The sequence below is a fragment of the Corynebacterium coyleae genome (genome assembly GCF_030408635.1).
In the GTDB taxonomy this organism is placed as follows: Bacteria; Actinomycetota; Actinomycetes; order Mycobacteriales; family Mycobacteriaceae; genus Corynebacterium; species Corynebacterium coyleae.
On the sequence record NZ_CP047198.1, the window covers coordinates 88,139 to 103,651 of the forward strand.

At 60.0% G+C, this 15,513-nt stretch carries 15 protein-coding genes; 10 read left to right on the top strand and 5 right to left on the bottom strand.

What is annotated here, in order from left to right; genetic code table 11:
• The first annotated feature begins 257 nt into the window (after nt 1-257).
• A complete protein-coding gene (locus CCOY_RS00370; RefSeq protein WP_143028444.1) occupies nt 258-1,424 on the top strand; it encodes a sensor histidine kinase in 1,167 nt (388 codons plus the stop codon).
• A gap of 181 nt (nt 1,425-1,605) precedes the next feature.
• Nucleotides 1,606-2,229, top strand: coding sequence for a response regulator (locus CCOY_RS00375; RefSeq protein WP_070484946.1), 624 nt, complete (start codon nt 1,606-1,608; stop codon nt 2,227-2,229).
• A gap of 55 nt (nt 2,230-2,284) precedes the next feature.
• Here the strand turns inward: CCOY_RS00375 and CCOY_RS00380 are convergent, their stop codons facing one another.
• The gene (locus tag CCOY_RS00380; protein WP_070421987.1) at nt 2,285-2,536 is read right to left on the bottom strand and encodes a hypothetical protein; all 252 of its coding nucleotides are present in this window, start codon (nt 2,534-2,536) and stop codon (nt 2,285-2,287) included.
• Between the two features lie 277 nt (nt 2,537-2,813).
• On the opposite strand from CCOY_RS00380, the gene istA reads away from it, so the two are divergent.
• The 8 genes from istA to CCOY_RS00420 all read left to right on the top strand — a co-directional run bounded on the left by istA (nt 2,814) and on the right by CCOY_RS00420 (nt 8,975).
• Nucleotides 2,814-4,421, top strand: coding sequence for an IS21 family transposase (gene istA, locus CCOY_RS00385; protein WP_092101128.1), 1,608 nt, complete (start codon nt 2,814-2,816; stop codon nt 4,419-4,421).
• A gap of 14 nt (nt 4,422-4,435) precedes the next feature.
• The gene (locus CCOY_RS00390; protein WP_092100363.1) at nt 4,436-5,194 is read left to right on the top strand and encodes an ATP-binding protein; all 759 of its coding nucleotides are present in this window, start codon (nt 4,436-4,438) and stop codon (nt 5,192-5,194) included.
• A 139-nt stretch (nt 5,195-5,333) separates the two neighbouring features.
• Nucleotides 5,334-5,978 carry an alpha-ketoglutarate-dependent dioxygenase AlkB gene (locus tag CCOY_RS00395; protein ID WP_244268658.1) on the top strand — a complete coding sequence of 215 codons (645 nt, stop codon included), beginning with the start codon at nt 5,334-5,336 and terminating at the stop codon, nt 5,976-5,978.
• Nucleotides 5,978-6,550, top strand: coding sequence for a LysE family translocator (locus tag CCOY_RS00400; RefSeq protein ID WP_092101132.1), 573 nt, complete (start codon nt 5,978-5,980; stop codon nt 6,548-6,550). Before CCOY_RS00395 ends, CCOY_RS00400 begins: the two co-directional genes overlap by 1 nt.
• On the top strand, nt 6,547-7,257 hold the full coding sequence (locus tag CCOY_RS00405; protein WP_092101134.1) for an SDR family oxidoreductase: 711 nt from the start codon (nt 6,547-6,549) through the stop codon (nt 7,255-7,257). The genes CCOY_RS00400 and CCOY_RS00405 overlap by 4 nt, the downstream gene beginning before the upstream one ends.
• Nucleotides 7,258-7,267: 10 nt before the next feature.
• Nucleotides 7,268-7,555: an RNA-binding S4 domain-containing protein gene (locus CCOY_RS00410; protein WP_070451948.1), complete on the top strand. Its 288-nt coding sequence runs from the start codon at nt 7,268-7,270 to the stop codon at nt 7,553-7,555.
• On the top strand, nt 7,555-8,244 hold the full coding sequence (locus CCOY_RS00415; RefSeq protein ID WP_092101136.1) for a VOC family protein: 690 nt from the start codon (nt 7,555-7,557) through the stop codon (nt 8,242-8,244). Before CCOY_RS00410 ends, CCOY_RS00415 begins: the two co-directional genes overlap by 1 nt.
• Nucleotides 8,241-8,975: a hypothetical protein gene (locus CCOY_RS00420; protein ID WP_070484951.1), complete on the top strand. Its 735-nt coding sequence runs from the start codon at nt 8,241-8,243 to the stop codon at nt 8,973-8,975. The genes CCOY_RS00415 and CCOY_RS00420 overlap by 4 nt, the downstream gene beginning before the upstream one ends.
• Here the strand turns inward: CCOY_RS00420 and CCOY_RS00425 are convergent.
• The 4 genes from CCOY_RS00425 to CCOY_RS00440 are packed head-to-tail and all read right to left on the bottom strand — an operon-like array spanning nt 8,911 to nt 15,503.
• A complete protein-coding gene (locus CCOY_RS00425) occupies nt 8,911-9,567 on the bottom strand; it encodes a hypothetical protein (protein WP_092101140.1) in 657 nt (218 codons plus the stop codon). The two genes, CCOY_RS00420 and CCOY_RS00425, sit on opposite strands and share 65 nt — an antisense overlap.
• On the bottom strand, nt 9,561-11,411 hold the full coding sequence (locus CCOY_RS00430) for a M13 family metallopeptidase (protein WP_092101142.1): 1,851 nt from the start codon (nt 11,409-11,411) through the stop codon (nt 9,561-9,563). Before CCOY_RS00430 ends, CCOY_RS00425 begins: the two co-directional genes overlap by 7 nt.
• A 9-nt stretch (nt 11,412-11,420) precedes the next feature.
• Nucleotides 11,421-12,275: a cutinase family protein gene (locus CCOY_RS00435; RefSeq protein WP_092101144.1), complete on the bottom strand. Its 855-nt coding sequence runs from the start codon at nt 12,273-12,275 to the stop codon at nt 11,421-11,423.
• Between the two features lie 12 nt (nt 12,276-12,287).
• The gene (locus tag CCOY_RS00440) at nt 12,288-15,503 is read right to left on the bottom strand and encodes an arabinosyltransferase domain-containing protein (RefSeq protein WP_244268659.1); all 3,216 of its coding nucleotides are present in this window, start codon (nt 15,501-15,503) and stop codon (nt 12,288-12,290) included.
• Between the last annotated feature and the right edge of the window lie 10 nt (nt 15,504-15,513).

Below are 15,513 nucleotides of genomic sequence, written 5' to 3' on the forward strand. Positions count from 1 at the left end.
GATGGTGCCAAACAGATAAAACATGGACAGCGCCCCATGGGCTTCAGAATGGGGGTGATCTCTAGCGATGCTGTCTTACACACTGGCCAACGACGAGGGAGAGAATCAAGGAGAGTGGAAAGGTACTTTGGGTCGCGGAACAAAGCCTAGGGGTGCTCTAGTTTGAAGTGCTATCGCCTCGCTTTTCGATTGGATATTGGGGGTTCTGATCGGCCGGTTCTGGCATCGCTTTTGATTCAACGTCGATAAGTTGATAGTTGAAAATTCGATTGCTGGGTGGCGGGACGAACCGTAACTTTCATGCTTCACTTCTTCTATGGTTTCCACCGATGCAACTCTGGGTGCTTAATGTGTTTATTAAGGCGTTTCATTCTGGCCGCGTAGTAATAGCGCTGGTGTTGTGCTTGCTGGCTCTTACTCTGTGGGGCTTGCGCGTTTCGGTAGTCGCTCCTGTCGACATTGGCACTGGGGTGCTTTTCTTCTTGCTAGCAGCTACATTGCCTCTGGCGGCATATCGGCCTACTGTCGCCGCTCTGGGGCATCTTGCGCTGTTTGCGGTCGCAAGCTTTTCCGCTCGTTCTCCAGATTTGGTGACGTTGACGTCCATTCTGATGGTTACTGTAGTTACTGCGCAACGCAGGTATAAGACTGGAGTAGTCCTTGCAGTTTTTACGACGCTACTTGGGTTTTACTCCCCGGATAAAAAGTCGTTTAGTGTGGATTCGCAGTCTGTGACCATCTTTAGCCTCATGATGGTTTGCGCATTTGCCGTTGGGTGGTTTATCAACACGGTGAATACAAAAGAAAGGCAACGGCATCTCCAGATACGCCAACGTAAGGCAGAAGTAGCTGGGCTTCTCCATGACACGGTAGCTGCTGATCTAACTGCGCTGATAGTTAGGCTTGAAGCATTGGCGATCTCCACGCCGGAGATAGAGCAAGCTCTACAGAAGTGTGCTACCACAGCGCGTAAGTCAATAAGCGGTATTCGCGCGCTAGTGGACGAGCTCAATGCCCAGGCGATCAATCATCAGCAAGCGACTGTGCCAGCGCTAACCACGACACTGATACAAACTAATCGCGCGCTTCAGGAGGCCGGATTTCATGTTGAATCCACCGCGAATGTCAGCGTGGATCCCGGCACTGAGTCTATCGACAAGGCGCTCAGTCGATGTTTGTCTGAGGCCAGTGCCAATATCATCAAGTATGCCGTCCCTGATTCCATGGTGAGAATGACTGCAACTGCAGATGCCAAACAAATCATTGTGACTATCGCTAACACTTATAGACCGGGGCGTGGGCGAGCTGGTTCCAGCCATTTTGGTTTAGTATCTATGCAGCGAACGATTGCCGCCGTAGGCGGAAGCATGACACTGGATAGCGCTGACGCCCGTTGGTCGATTACTTTCCATGTCCCCGTCTGAAAGGTTTCGTCGTAAATATGAATTCCGTGATCTCTCTTATGCTTACCGTTAGCCTTGTGGCAGGATCCCCCGTAACAGTCGAGGTACCTCCCGCTGAGAGGAAACCGGTGACTCATACATACCAGATTATTAAGGACTGGCTGGGGTGCAGTAAAGGTCAAACCCATCCTTGGTGTAGTAAATGAGCGCCAGGATCCTCCTTGTTGATGATGATCCCGTAATCCGGGAATCCTTTCCGCTTTACTTCTCTAAAACCCCAGACCTAGAGGTTGTTGCCACCGCCGCGAACGGGCGCTGCGCGCTGACATGGCTCGATAGTCATACCTGTGACGTTGTGTTGTCCGATGTCCGCATGCCCGATATGGATGGAGTCGAATTACTGAAACAGACGAACAGTTTCGATGAACCACCTGTTTTTGTTGTGATGACAGCTTACGACACTGACGACACGATGATTACTTCTCTTGCGCGTGGGGCGTCCGGGTACGTCATTAAAGGACAACCTCCGCAGGTAATTATTCAGGCACTCAGAGATGCGCTTAACGGAGGGACCAGTCTCTCACCCCAATGCGTGAAACGGCTGGTAGCTCAATCCCCGTGGGGACGGTTTGTCGAACGAATGGCACACGCTTCATTAACCGATAATGAGGAAGCTGTCATGGAATTGTTGCGCCGAGGAAACAGCAATAGACAAATAGCAAAAGAGTTATTTTATTCTGAATCCTATATAAAGAAAATAGTGTCTTCTCTTCTGAAAAAAATGGACTGTAGCTCTAGGGCGGAACTTATAGCTCTCCTGAACTGAGCTAATTGTTTCGGCGGAGTACTTTCGCTGTCTGGAAAAAGGCTCTTGGCGTCAGCTAGAAGTCACGAAGAAGACGACCACTACAGCCACGAAGCCTGTGCAGTCCGCATTCTGCCAATCCGCAAGCCGCGGCTACGTCAAGAAAGTGACAGTCGAGGTAGATCATGTAAAAGTCGTCTTCAACGTGGCCTTCGTACGCGTACATGCGGAACATTCCCCAGTAGATGTCGCGGATCGCTTGGGCGCCGCTTGCGTGCGGGTCGTTAGTGCGTTGGTTGCGAAACATCGGTTCGATTGCCGTAGTCATGGCCCCATTTGCAGGGTTGTCAATAGCAATATCGAACACACGACCGAGCGTCAGAGGATTAGCCAGCAGAAATGGAAAAAAATACGTTTGCCCGTTCGCACACTTTGAGTTATTGTGTGAAGTGTCGATTCGGGGTAGTTGGTACCGCGAGTCCGCGTAGTTGGTACCGGTGTTCCACGTACCCGGTACTGCAAGGGGTTTTCTTTCATAGTTGATGTTGGCGACACCACAATCCGGTGGTGTCGCGTCAACATCTACTTGGAAGGAGCCGGTCCTTGTGGCTAACTTCAAACAGATCATCGCGATGTGCCTTGACGGTGCAAGCTACGCGCAGATCACACACGCATTGGGATGTTCACGACGAGAAGTATCCCGCGCAAAGAAAGTCATCGCTGATGAGGCACTAACGCCAGAGCGTTTCCGCCAACTCCCACCGGGATGGTTCGATGATCGATTCAGCGACGGCCGGAGTAAGCGGACGATGTCCTACGACCAGCCTGATTTTCAAGCCCTTGCACGCAAGCTCCAAAGCAAAAAGCACGTGACCAGGCACAAGCTGTGGATGGACTACTTGTCGCAGCCGTGTCCGACGGACAAGACAAAGTACCAGTACTCCCAGTTTTGCAGTGGGCTCAATGAATTTCTCCGTGCTCATGATCTTGTCGAAGTCGTCACCCATGAGCCGGGGCAAGAGCTTTACGTCGACTGGGCTGGCGACAAAGTGCCGGTGGTGGATCAGGCCAGTGGTGATACCGCATTCAAGGCGTCGCTGTTTGTCGCGGTATGCCCGTACTCAGGGCTGATGTACGTCACTGCTGCTGCGAATGAGAAGATGCCGGCTTGGATTGCATGCCACGTCAAAGCGTTGAACTATCTTGGCAAATTACCGGCGGTCATCGTGCCGGATAATGCCTCTACGGCGACCTACCGGCCGAGGAAGCATTCAGGCTACCGGATGGTCACTGACCGCTACGCAGCGTTTGCCGACTACTACGGGGTCACGATTGTGCCGACAAGACCTGGCAGGCCACGCGACAAAGCGGCAGTAGAACGTGCTGTGAAAATCGCCTACACCAAAATACTCGGGTATTTCAGCGACGAGGTCTTCTACAATCTCGATGAACTCAATGAGGCAATCGCTGACCGGCTTGCCGATATCAACAGCGCAATGACACGGGCTGATGGCACAACACGGCGCATGCGCTTTGAGCAAGAAGAAGCACCAGTGATGCGCGATCTGCCGCCGACACCGTTTACGGAAGTGTCATACAAGCGGCTCAAAGTCGACCGTAATTGGCACATCACCTGTGACTACCAGTACTATTCTGTGCCATTTCAGCTGGTAGGAGAGGCAGTGACGGTCAGGCTCACCCCGCAACTGGTGAGCATCTTCAACGGTGATCAACTAGTTGCTGAACACACACGCCTTCACGGATTCAAATACCGGTACTCCACTGATCCCAACCATGGGCCAAGCAGCGATGACGAAGGCCACAAGGCGCTCACCCGCGACGAACTCTTGGCTTGGGCCTCGTCGTTCGGTTCTGCAACGCACACAGTCATAGCGATGATCCTCGATCGTAATAGTGCCGCCGTACCCCGCGGACTTCTTCAAGCTCGCAACGTGCTGGCCAACCTGGGCAAAAAGCACAGCAAAGCCACCCTCGAGCCGGCGTGCCAGCAGGTCTTAGAAAAGAAGCTGGCTCCAACTATGGCTGTGATCAAGCGCATCCAGACTGACATTGCGCACGCTCAGCAGCACCCTGCTGCACCAGGGCGAAAGACACAGCCCGCGACGAAGAACCAACAACGCCCAAGCGCCCCGCTTACCAGCGACGCAGCTGACGCCGTCTTCATCCGGCCTGCTGACCACTACGAAAACTAGAAGGAGCGTGAACCATGAGCAACATCAATGACGAAACAGTACGGGCAAAAATGCGAAAGCTTCGCGTATCGACCTTCGCTGATGTCTTCTACGAGATTGTCAACGACGAGGCCTACGCGGATGCGCTACCAGAGGACATCTTCCTCGCAGCAGTCGAAGAGGCCTACACACAACGGCAACAACGCAACATCGCCAAAGCCATCACCCAGGCACAATTCCGATACCCGGACGCGAGCCTTGCTGAAGTCACCCGAGCAGAACAACGCGGCATCAACATGCGCCAACTGAAACGAATCGCGGCGACCAACTGGCGGGAAAACCCGACCAACATTCACATCCTCGCACCGACCGGAACAGGGAAAACATACATAGTCTGCGCCATCGGCGTCGCCGCATGCCAAGCCGGATACTCCGTGGCCTACTACCGGCTAGACCAACTCGTAGACATGTTGGCGGTCTTCTCACCGACTGACCAAAACTACCTCGATAAGATGCGGAAACTGATCAATGTCGATGTCCTTATCATCGACGATTTTATGACCATGAGCATCAACCAGCGCGGGCAAGAAGACCTGAGCAAGATCATATTCGACCGCGACGGTCGACTCCCAACACTGATCTCCTCCCAATCGGCCGCCGCCTATTGGGTCGAAGCCCTCCCCGACAGAGTCGGAGCCGATTCACTCGTTAGCCGCCTCAACAACGGCCACCGAATCCGCATCGGAGACTTCGACATGCGCAAGGCCACCGCCCCAATAGAACCGGACGAATAAGACAAACAGCCGGGCCGACTCCGTCGGCCCGGCCCCGGTACCAACTACCCGGAACACAGCAGTACCGGGTCTCCGGAACACCGGTACCAAAAACCCGCATCTGACATGAAGATCATACAAAACGGCCACGACACGCAAGGTGGAGCAATTGCTTTTCGACGCCACCGTGATCCCACGCGAACCCAACCGCGTCATGCCTGGGGTGGTGCATTTACCTGCGTTTTTCACCTCTGATGAGCAGCGGGAAATTATCGAACAAGCGCGCGAATTAGCGAGGTCGGTTGCCGGCACGCCGGTGGCGATGCGCCAACCACGGGTAGGCAAAGGGAAGATGGATGCGTGGATGCTGTCGCTCGGGTGGTTCTGGGCGACGAACCCGTACCGCATGCTGCAGGAAGTCGATGGATATCAGGTACCGCCGGTGCCGGAGAATTTCCAGCGGATCGCAGGGGAGGTGATGGATCGGGCACGCGAGATCGACCCGCGGGTTGGTGAGACTCCACGTGTGGAAACGGCGTTAGTGAATTTCTACCCGCCGGGCAAAGGAATGGGCATGCACGTCGATGCGGAGGAAGAATCTGAGAACGCGGTGGTCAGCCTGTCGTTCGGTCAGGACTGTGTGTTCCGCATCGAGGGGCACGATACTCTCCTGATGTCCGGGGATGCCCTCGTGTTCGGTGGCCCAGCCCGCCGCGCGAGACACGGCGTGCTGGGGGCAAAGAAGGGGACGTCGACGCTGCTAGAAGGAAGACTCAACATCACTATGCGACAGATGGAGAAGTGATGATCGCACTGCTTGGAGTCTGGTTCGCGGCAATCGTCAGCCCAGGTCCGGACCTGTTTCAGATCATCCGGGTTGGCGCGAAGAATCGACGGGATGGCATCCTGTGCGCGCTCGGCATCATGCTGGGCAACACGGTGTGGATCGTCGCGTCGCTGGCGGGTCTGAGTGCGTTGATTCAAGCGTTCCCGGAGATCCTGTCGGTGCTGCAGATCGTCGGTGGCGCCTACTTGTTGTGGATGGGCATAGGCGCGATTCGGGCGAGCGACCCGGAGTTGCCGGAAGCGCAGCAGGTGAGCAGACCGTTCCTCACCGGTGTGGCGACGAACCTGTCCAACCCGAAGGCCGTCCTGTTCTTCGGGGCGATCTTCGCCCAGTTCGCACACGTGGGCTGGTGGGCGGCTCCGTTGCTGATAGCTACCGGAATCGTCTGGTTCGTCGGGTTCGCACTGGCAGTCCGCGCGATGGCCTCCAAGATTGAGCGTTACGGCAGGTGGATCGACGTGGTCACGGGCGTCATCTTTATTCTTCTGGCCACATGGATGCTGTTGGAGGGCCTACACTTCGGCGCATGAGCGAACAAAAGGTTGCAGTAGTTACAGGTGGTTCCGCGGGTATTGGCGAGGCGACGTGTCGGGCCCTTGCCGCCGACGGCTGGAAGGTCATCGTGGCGGCTCGGCGTCTGGAGAAGTGCCAGGCGATTGCCGACGACATCGGCGGCGTTGCGGTGGAGTTGGACGTGACGGACCAGGGGAGCGTCGATAGGCTTGCGGGCCTGGAACGCGTGGACTTGCTGGTCAACAACGCGGGTGGAGCGAAGGAGACTGACTACCTGCGGGACGCGGACGAAGCGGACTGGGAGTGGATGTTCCAAACCAACGTGATGGGCACCATGCGGGTTACGCGTGCGCTGTATCCGCAGCTCAAGGCGTCGGAGGGGCTTGTGGTCAACATTGGTTCGGTGGCGGGCACCGACGCGTACAAGGGCGGTTCGGGGTACAACGCCGCCAAGTACGGCCTGCGCGGCATCACACGCGCGATGAGGAGGGAAGAGGCGGAGAACAACATTCGCGTGTGCGAGATCGACCCCGGCCGGGTCAAGACCGACTTCGCGCTGAACAGGTTCAGTGGTGATGAGGAGCGTGCGAAGAAGGTTTACGAGGGCAACGTGAACCTCACCGCCGAGGACATTGCGGAGGCGGTGCGGTGGGTGGCGAGCCTGCCGAAGCGGGTGAACATCGACACGATGAGCATCATGCCGGTCGACCAGGCAGACCGCTAGACTGCCCTACATGCATATGGACGTGTCGATTTCGGGCGAATCAATCAAGCTCGGGCAGTTCTTGAAACTGGCCAACCTGGTGGAATCCGGTGGTCACGCGAAGGAAGCGATTGCTGGGGGAGAGGTGCTGGTCAACGGTGATGTGGTCACCTCGCGGGGGCATTTGCTTTACGACGAAGACACCGTCTCGATCGGCGACGCCTCCGCAACAGTGATGGCGGACTCGGACGGTGACGATTACTTCGATGAGCGCACCGCCAACGACGATTTCGATCCGGAGAAGTGGAGGAACATGTAATGCCTGCATTCGAAGGCAAGGACGGCATGCCGTTTTGGCAGGACCTGATGACCACGAATGTGCTGAAGTCCACGCACTTCTACAGCAACGTATTCGGCTGGGAGATTGTCGACGGCACTGCTCGCAAGGATGGGTTGCCGGTGGCGGGTCTGGTGTCGGGTAAGGCTGATGGCTGGGTGACGTCGTTTATGGGCGGCGGCGAGGTGGAAAAGCTCGGTGGCCGTGTCCTGAGCGCCGACGATGAGTTGACGCTGTGTGAGGACCCGTCCGGCGGTCTGTTTGGCCTGATGGATCCGGAGGAACGCTTCGTCGCGGCCGGTGAGCCGGGGGTGCCGGTGTGGTACGAGTTGGTGACCACGGACCAGGCCACCATCGATTTCTACGGCGACCTGTTCGACTGGGAGATCCGCGAGGAAGACGGTTACTTCCTGGCGTTCGAGGACGGTGCGCCGTTCTTGGGTATGTACGTCGGCGAGGCGGCGTCGTGGGTGAGTTACTTCGGTGTGGAAGACCTCGAGGCGGCGTGCAAGGCGGTCGAGGCGCACGGCGGCACGGTGCTCGTCGGGCCTGGCCAGGGCGCGTTTGGGCCGATGGCGGGCATTGCGGACCCGAATGGGGCGCAGTGCTTCATCGTCGAGGTTGAAACACCCACGTTTGAGGAGATCAGCGAAGCGGACTCTGTGCTGTGAAACGTGTAGGGGCGGCGTTGCTGGTGGCGTCGTTAAGTTTTCCGCTGAGTGCGTACCACGTGGACCCGTCGTATAACAGGGATCGGACGGGGCTTGCGGTGGTGCATCCGGACGGACGTGTGTCCATTTCGCCGAAGGCGGAGGAGGCCCGGCCGGCGCTGTCGCTGGCGAAGCTCTATCTGGGCTACTACGTGCTGTACAACGGCACGAAGGCTGAGAAGAAGCAGGTGGAGGAGATGATTGCCTCCTCTGATGACGGGATTGCCAGCACGTTGGATGCGAAGTATCCGGAGGCGATCGATCAGATTGCCGAGGACTTTGACTTGAAGCAGACGGCACGTGGTGTGTCGTGGGGGAAGTCGCAAACTTCGGCGCGGGATCTGGCCACGTTCATCGCGTCGATTGTGTGGGACCCGGCGGCGAAACCGCTGTTCGCGGGCATGGAGAAGCAGACCGCGGTGGCGTCGGACGGTTTCATCCAGGGGTTTGGCACGGCCCGGTTGAAGCGTGTGAAGGGCTCGAAGATGGGTTGGTCAGACGACCGAGAGAGTGCGACGGGCTCGGTGTCCTGGGGTGAGATCGGCAAGGAAACGTGGGCGGTGGCCGCACTGACGTACGGCACCGCCTATGAAAACACGGTGGATACCAACGTGGGTATCAACCAGGTCAACGACGGAGATGCTCCGCGACATCCTGCACTCGACGGCGGATTTCTGCCGGTGTGGAAATGAACCCCTTGGCGTAGTACTCGGTGCCTTCGAGCCCTGAACCTGCCGGGACCTGCACGAATCCCTCTCGGTTGGTGGTGGGGAAGGTGAAGACGTAGTCGTCGGCGGTGGGGGCTGGGGTATCCCCAAGCACCCAGGCGGTGACGGGGCCGGGCAGTTGGTCGACGGCGCGTTGGGCGTCTTCTGCGCGGTCGACGTCGAGGATCGTCGTGCCGGAGAGTTCAGCGGCGGCGGCCACGTCGGGGCGCCACAGCATCTCTTTGGCATTGTCGGGCCCGTCCCACACGGAGACGGCCCACGCGCCGGTCGGGTTGCTCGGTGTGAATACAACACCGAGCTCATGCTTCTCGACGACCACCTCACCCGACCACTTCGTCGCCGGCATCGCATGATCCACCGCACTGCCAAGCATGAGCATGGCGGCGTGTGTGATCCTGTCTGGAAGGAGTGCCAGGTAGTTCGGGCCGTCCTCGTAGGTCGCCTCGATGTAGGAGGTGAGCTGCTCCAACTGCAGTTCCGGCGGCAGGTCGCGCTTAACGCCCCCGACGTTGAAGTTCGGGTCGCCCTGTTCGTTGAGCGGGTACTCGTTTACCAAATCATCACCCTGTCCTCGGGCTCGATCCACATCTTGGAGCCCTTCTCTACGTCGAAGGCGTCGTAGAACTCGTCGATATTCGCAGCGATGACGTTGCAGCGGAACTCGTTCGGGGCGTGCGGGTCAATGGCCAGCAGCTGTGCCGCCATCTCCGGACGGGCCTTGGAACGCCACACGCGAGCCCACGCGTAGAACAGGTTCTGGAAGCCCTCGCGGGTTTCTTCGAGGCCCTTGTCGGCGAGGTATTTCTTGTACGCCACGACGGCGATGCCGAGTCCGCCAAGGTCACCGATGTTCTCGCCGAGGGTGAACTCGCCCTTCACTCCAGAGGTGTCGGTGCCCTCCAAGACGGACGGGACGAGACCGTTGAACTGATCGACCAGTTTGGAGGTGAGTTTCTCGAAGTTGGCGCGGTCCTGTTCGGTCCACCAGGAGTTGAGGTTGCCCTGGCCGTCGTAACGCGAGCCCTGGTCGTCGAAACCGTGGCCGATCTCGTGGCCGATCACCGCGCCGATCGCGCCGAAGTTCTGGGCGGCGTCGGCATCGGGGTCGAAGAACGGCGGCTGCAGGATCGCGGCCGGGAAGGTGATGTCGTTGACTACCGGGTTGTAGAACGCGTTGACGGTCTGCGGGCTGGACACCCACTCGTCGCGGTCGGATGGCTTGCCGATCTTGCCCAGCTGGTAGTCGTGCTCAAACGCGGCACCGCGGCGCACGTTCTCGACGAGGTTGTCCGTGAACTCCAGGCCTTCGTAGCTGCGCCACTTGTCGGGGTAGCCGATCTTGGAGTTGAACTGGGAAAGCTTCTCCGCGGCCTTCTTTTTGGTTTCCTCGCTCATCCAGGTGAGGTCGGCGATGCGGGTGCGGTAGGCGTCGATAAGGTACTGCACCAATTCCAGCATCTGCTCCTTGGACTGCGGCGGGAAGTGGCGCTTGACGTATTCGCGTCCGATGTCCTCGCCGATGAGAGATTCTGCGAGGGCCACGCCGCGCTTCCAGCGGTCGCGCTGCTGGGTCGCGCCGGAAAGCTTCTTGCCGTAGAACTCGAAGTTTGCTTTTCCGATCTCCTCGCTGAGCACGCCGGCGCGGGAACGCAGGATGTTCCACGCAGCCCACAGCTGCCAGTCGGCGAGCGTTTCGCGGCGCAGCATTGCATCCAGATCCGCGGTGTAGGAGGGCATCATGTCGATGACGCGGCCGTCGGGGAGGCCGGAGGCGCGAAGCATCTTCTGCACCAGCGGCGGCATGTCGGAGAGTTCGGCCGGGTTGTAGGTGGCGATCGCGTCGCGCGACTTCACCACATCCCAGTGGGAGTCTGCCAGCGCCTTCTCCACGTTGATAATGCGCTGTGCGGCGATCTCCGGGCTCAGCCCCAGCAGGTACTTCGGGGCGAGGAACTCGAGCATGCGCGCGACGTGCTTCTCATAGTCAGCGAGCGTCTGTGCGTGTTGTTTCTCGTGGTAGTAGGCCTCGTCGGGAAGCCCAAGCCCCGATTGCACGAGGTACGGGACGGAATCCTCGCCCTGGGAATCCTTCTCCACCCAGTAGGTTAGCGGTGCGCCAATGCCTGTGCGCTCCAAGAGCCCTAGCTTTTCGACGAACTCCTCAACGCTCGCCACCTCAATCAACTCCAAGTCGGCGTTGAGGGCGTCGATGCCTGCAGCGTTGACCGCATCCACGTCCATAAAGGAGGTGTAGAGGGCGTTGCCGTCCGCAAGAATGGCGTGGACATCTTCCTCCGCCTTATCGCGCAGGGCGTAAAACGCGCCGTCAATGCCGCGGTCAGCGGGGATTTCGTGGTTGGCGACCCACTCGCCGTTTACTACTTCAAAGAGGTCATGCATGCCACCATGCTACGGAATTGGCACCTGGATCGGGGCCAAAGATTGCTCAATAATCCAGTTGGATGCCTCCCGCTGCTGGCCGAGGGTGTAGCTGCCGTGCAAACCAATGTCGTGGAAGACAGCAAACGCGCCCAACCCGAGGGAACGGAACAGGTTGTTGAACTCCCCGAACGGGATCTGCCCCGCAGCCACGTTGGTACGCATCGCCGGGGAGACAAGACCACGGTGCGCCTCGTTCATGTTGCACACCAGGTCACCGGCATTGCAGATCTCCAGCACGCGGGGGCCGAGCTCGCCGTAGCCCTCCGGGAGCGGGCCGAGGGAACCGCGTGCGTGCGGGGAGGTGCCGTGGGACAGCACCGCACCGTTGTCGCCCTGGTACGGGTTGGCAAACAGTGCCACACCCGAGACCTTCTCCGGCGCGATCGGGCCGCGACCGTGCGCAATATCGCTGGTCAAGCGGGCGGCGATGTCGGCGCCGAGGGAGTAACCGGTGAAGGAGAAGCGGGCGTCCGGGCACGCATTGGCTAGGCGGGTGACAGTTGCACGCGCCTTGTTGTAGCCAGTGGCGGACGCCTGCTTGTACGGGGTAGCCGCGAACGGGGTGGAGCGGTACGAAACCCAGACTGGATCGATCTCGCCGGCGGTGCCGAGCTTGGTCAGGATGCCCGTCATGAACACGTTGCCACCGTGCGGCACGTAGTCGGGGATCCCCTCAGCCGTGTTCGCTCCGCCCGGCACCGCAACCAGGTAATGCGCGGAGCACCCCTGCTGCTTGAAGGGCTGTGCTTCCGCAGTGGTGGTTGCGGTGGCGATGGCGCTGAGGGCAGCGACGCAGGCTGCGAGAACATTTCTGAGTTTCATGACATGTGCATCCTAACCCTGCTCGTCAGGGTTTCGCACCTTCATCGGTCCGGGGGTGTACAGGCCGGAACGTGTGGTCACCTCGGTGTCCACGTGTGCCAACTCGGGAACGTCGCCGACAGAGTTGCGGCGCGGCTCGTACTGCGCCACCGAACCCCAGTCGCGCTGCCAATCGTCCTTGAGGTAGCCCGGGATCTCGTACGAGGTGTTCACGGCTTCCGCAGGGGCGAGCGCGCCGCCGCCGAGGAAGTCCATGAAGCCAGAGAGCTGCTGCTTGCCCGGTCCGTCCGGCATGACGCGGAACTCCGGAATCTCGGTGACACCGTTGGCGTGGAAGAACGGGCGCTGGCAGGGGTATTGGAACGCGACGGTCCAGTCGAGCAGGCCCGGGGTGTCGGAATCGAAACGCTCAGACAGTGGGATCAGCTTCGGGTTGCGCAGTGGCGTGACCGCCAGCCAGTCCTTCTCCGCAAGGGAGGTGTCCTCGCCGACGAGACGCACCACGTTCGCCTCCTCCGGCAGGTCCGCCAGCGGGAAGCGCAGGTTACGCCACAGCGGGGTTGGGCCCTGGTCCAGCATCTCTACCTCGCCGAGCTTGCGCACCACACCGTCCTTGTTGGTGCCGTACTCCAGCTTCAGCTCGGTGCCTTCCTGCTCCACGCCATTGATGTCGTGGTGGGCGATGCGGCCGGCGACGGAGGTGACCAGGAGGGGGCGGTCGTCGCTAAGCTGCGGCAACTCGTACCACGTGGTCTCCAGCGACGCGGACTGCTTCGGCTCGTCATCGAAGGTGCCGGCAACCGGGATGCGGTTGTAGTCCAGGCCGAACGGCAGGCGCACGGTCGAGCCGTTCACGCCGCGCATCGACTTCGGGCGGTTGCCCTGGGTGTTCACGCGGGAGGTGGACTGGGCTTCGTCGGAAGCGGGATCGACGTCGGCGGTGTCGTCGTCAGACTGTGTGTCGCTCAGCGTGCGGTCCGAAGTATCGGCCGTCTCCGAAGCGATGAACGCCGGCACGCCGTCCGGAGTGAAGCCGATGTTCTTGCCCGCATCCAGGGACTTGCCCAGTGGAACGCCGCCGACGGGGGTGAGGAAGGACTCGTTCGTGTCGTCCTCCAGAAGCACGTCGCCGCCGAGGGCACACACGTCGCCCTTGAACGACTTCACGTTGCCCATACCCACCGAATACGCCGGGGCTTGGGAGACGAACGACTTCACAAACGTCAGGCACGAGAACGTCACCATGAGGATCGCAAACACGGCGATCGGCGCAGCCATCACGCCCGACCAACGGGTGCTGATCGCGCGCGGGCCGCGCATCGACTGCACCACACCAATTGCGAACACCACCAGGGCAATCGCCAGCACCACGGTGTTGGCCTCGATGGCCTTGAACTGCACAGTGCGGTCCCACCACGGCACCGCGAACGAGGACACGTACCACCACGCGTTCCAACCCGCCAGGGTAAACGCCATGAGGAACAGCACCGCAGCCATAGCGAACGTGCGGTTGCGGTCCGACTTCATCGCAATCCGGGAGAGCACCACCGCACCCACAGCCGCGATCGCACCGCCGAGACCCGCGTAGATGCCGAAGTGGTGCGTCCACTTCGTCGGGGTGAACAGCAGGAAGAACGTCGCCATGCCAAGGATCAGCATCATGCGCTTGGTCGTGCCGGTGGTCTTGTCGCCCTTCGCCAGCGCCCACAGGATCAGGCCGGTGCACAGCAGCAGCACGAACATGGGGAAGCGGCGCGACATGGAGCCGTCGACGGTCTGCTCTAGAAGCGTTGCGTAGCGGGTCCACTCCTCAAACCAGCTCAGGGCAGGGCCGACCTCGGAGCGCACCTCCGTCGCCTCGAGCACGGTGGCCAGAGTTTGGTCGTGGAACACCGGCACCATCACCGCCAGGCCCGCGCCCATAAACGGCGCGACGTAAGAAATTCGGGGCTGCGGGCGCGAACCGATCATGCGCAGCACCGCAGGCAGCGAAATCAGGAACACGCCAACCGCTGCGAGGCCGGTCGGGCCGCACGCCAGGGTAAACGCGGCGGTCACGGTGCCCCAGGCTGCCGGGGTGAGACGGTTCGTGGCAATCGCGCGCTCGAACAGCGCCCAGGTAGCCATCAGGCCAACGGCGATGATCGGCTCCGGGCGGGTGCCGTTGTTGTACGGCAACCAGAACGCCAGGAACACAAACGCCGCCGTCCAGTGGGCGACTCTGCGCTCGGCGACCTCCGGGCCCAACTTTGGCAGGATCTCGCGCGACAGCAACCACCACGTGCCAAGCGCTGCAAACAGGGCCGGAAGGCGCATCCACATCGACGCGGTGGTGACCTCCGACAGCAACGACAACACGTCGTAGAACGGGGAGCCGAACGGGGCCTCCGGCACGCCGTACCAGCGGTAGTAGTTGGCCATGTAGTCCGTGTTCGCGGCCACGCGCGCCATGGTCAGCAGGAAGCCATCATCGGAGGTGTTCGCGCCGAAGATGTGCCAAAAGCCAAGGACACCGGCTACGACGCCGTCGAGAGGCTTCAAGCCCTTTGCTTGGCGACGACGATAGCGCGCCGGACCATCCAACTTCCGCAACGCCCACAAACTGACCAGGGCGCTCAGCAGGCCGCCCCACATCGCAATGCTCTTGATCAGCGTCGGGGAGGACGTGAAGCGGGAGTTGATGTTCATGTGGGCGGCAAGGCCGTCGTCGATAAGCGTGTGCTTATTCTCGAGCTCCGTGTACATGCCCGTGACCTGCGGGCGGTAATCATCCTCGCTGGTCTCCGAGTGGGACGTGCCCGGGATCTCAACCGTGGTCTCCTCGTGCGTCACGCTGACATGCAGCTTCGCATCGTCGGGGAGGTTGCGGACTTCGGCTGGGGTGAGCTCGAAAAGTACGTCGTTGAGGGAAGTCACCACCAAACCGCCGTCGGGAGCGGTGATGAACAGGCCGCGGTCGCTCGCCTTATTCGACGACTCCGGCAACGTACCGAAGATCAGACTCTGGCCCTCACGCAGTTCGCCGACGCTGCTGGCCGGCACCGTGACCTCAAGGTCCTGCGGAGCCAACGAAATCAGCGGCGCGTTGATCGAACCAACCGTGTCGTTCTGCGGCCACGACACGCTCGCCTCCGTCTGCTTCACCGGCAAAAACGGGGTGAGCAGCAGAAGCACAAACGCGATGAGACCAGAAACGGTCGCAATAAGACGAGTAGATCCAGTTTTCACTCCGGTCACC

What these genes read in the sequence shown, in the direction of transcription:
- CCOY_RS00400 (WP_092101132.1), top strand. Translation starts at nt 5,978, where the DNA reads ATGATCGCACTGCTTGGAGTCTGGTTCGCGGCAATCGTCAGCCCAGGT.
- CCOY_RS00375 (WP_070484946.1), top strand. Translation starts at nt 1,606, where the DNA reads ATGAGCGCCAGGATCCTCCTTGTTGATGATGATCCCGTAATCCGGGAA.
- CCOY_RS00380 (WP_070421987.1), bottom strand. Translation starts at nt 2,536, where the DNA reads ATGACTACGGCAATCGAACCGATGTTTCGCAACCAACGCACTAACGAC.
- CCOY_RS00410 (WP_070451948.1), top strand. Translation starts at nt 7,268, where the DNA reads ATGCATATGGACGTGTCGATTTCGGGCGAATCAATCAAGCTCGGGCAG.
- CCOY_RS00415 (WP_092101136.1), top strand. Translation starts at nt 7,555, where the DNA reads ATGCCTGCATTCGAAGGCAAGGACGGCATGCCGTTTTGGCAGGACCTG.
- CCOY_RS00435 (WP_092101144.1), bottom strand. Translation starts at nt 12,275, where the DNA reads ATGAAACTCAGAAATGTTCTCGCAGCCTGCGTCGCTGCCCTCAGCGCC.
- CCOY_RS00430 (WP_092101142.1), bottom strand. Translation starts at nt 11,411, where the DNA reads ATGCATGACCTCTTTGAAGTAGTAAACGGCGAGTGGGTCGCCAACCAC.
- CCOY_RS00390 (WP_092100363.1), top strand. Translation starts at nt 4,436, where the DNA reads ATGAGCAACATCAATGACGAAACAGTACGGGCAAAAATGCGAAAGCTT.
- CCOY_RS00405 (WP_092101134.1), top strand. Translation starts at nt 6,547, where the DNA reads ATGAGCGAACAAAAGGTTGCAGTAGTTACAGGTGGTTCCGCGGGTATT.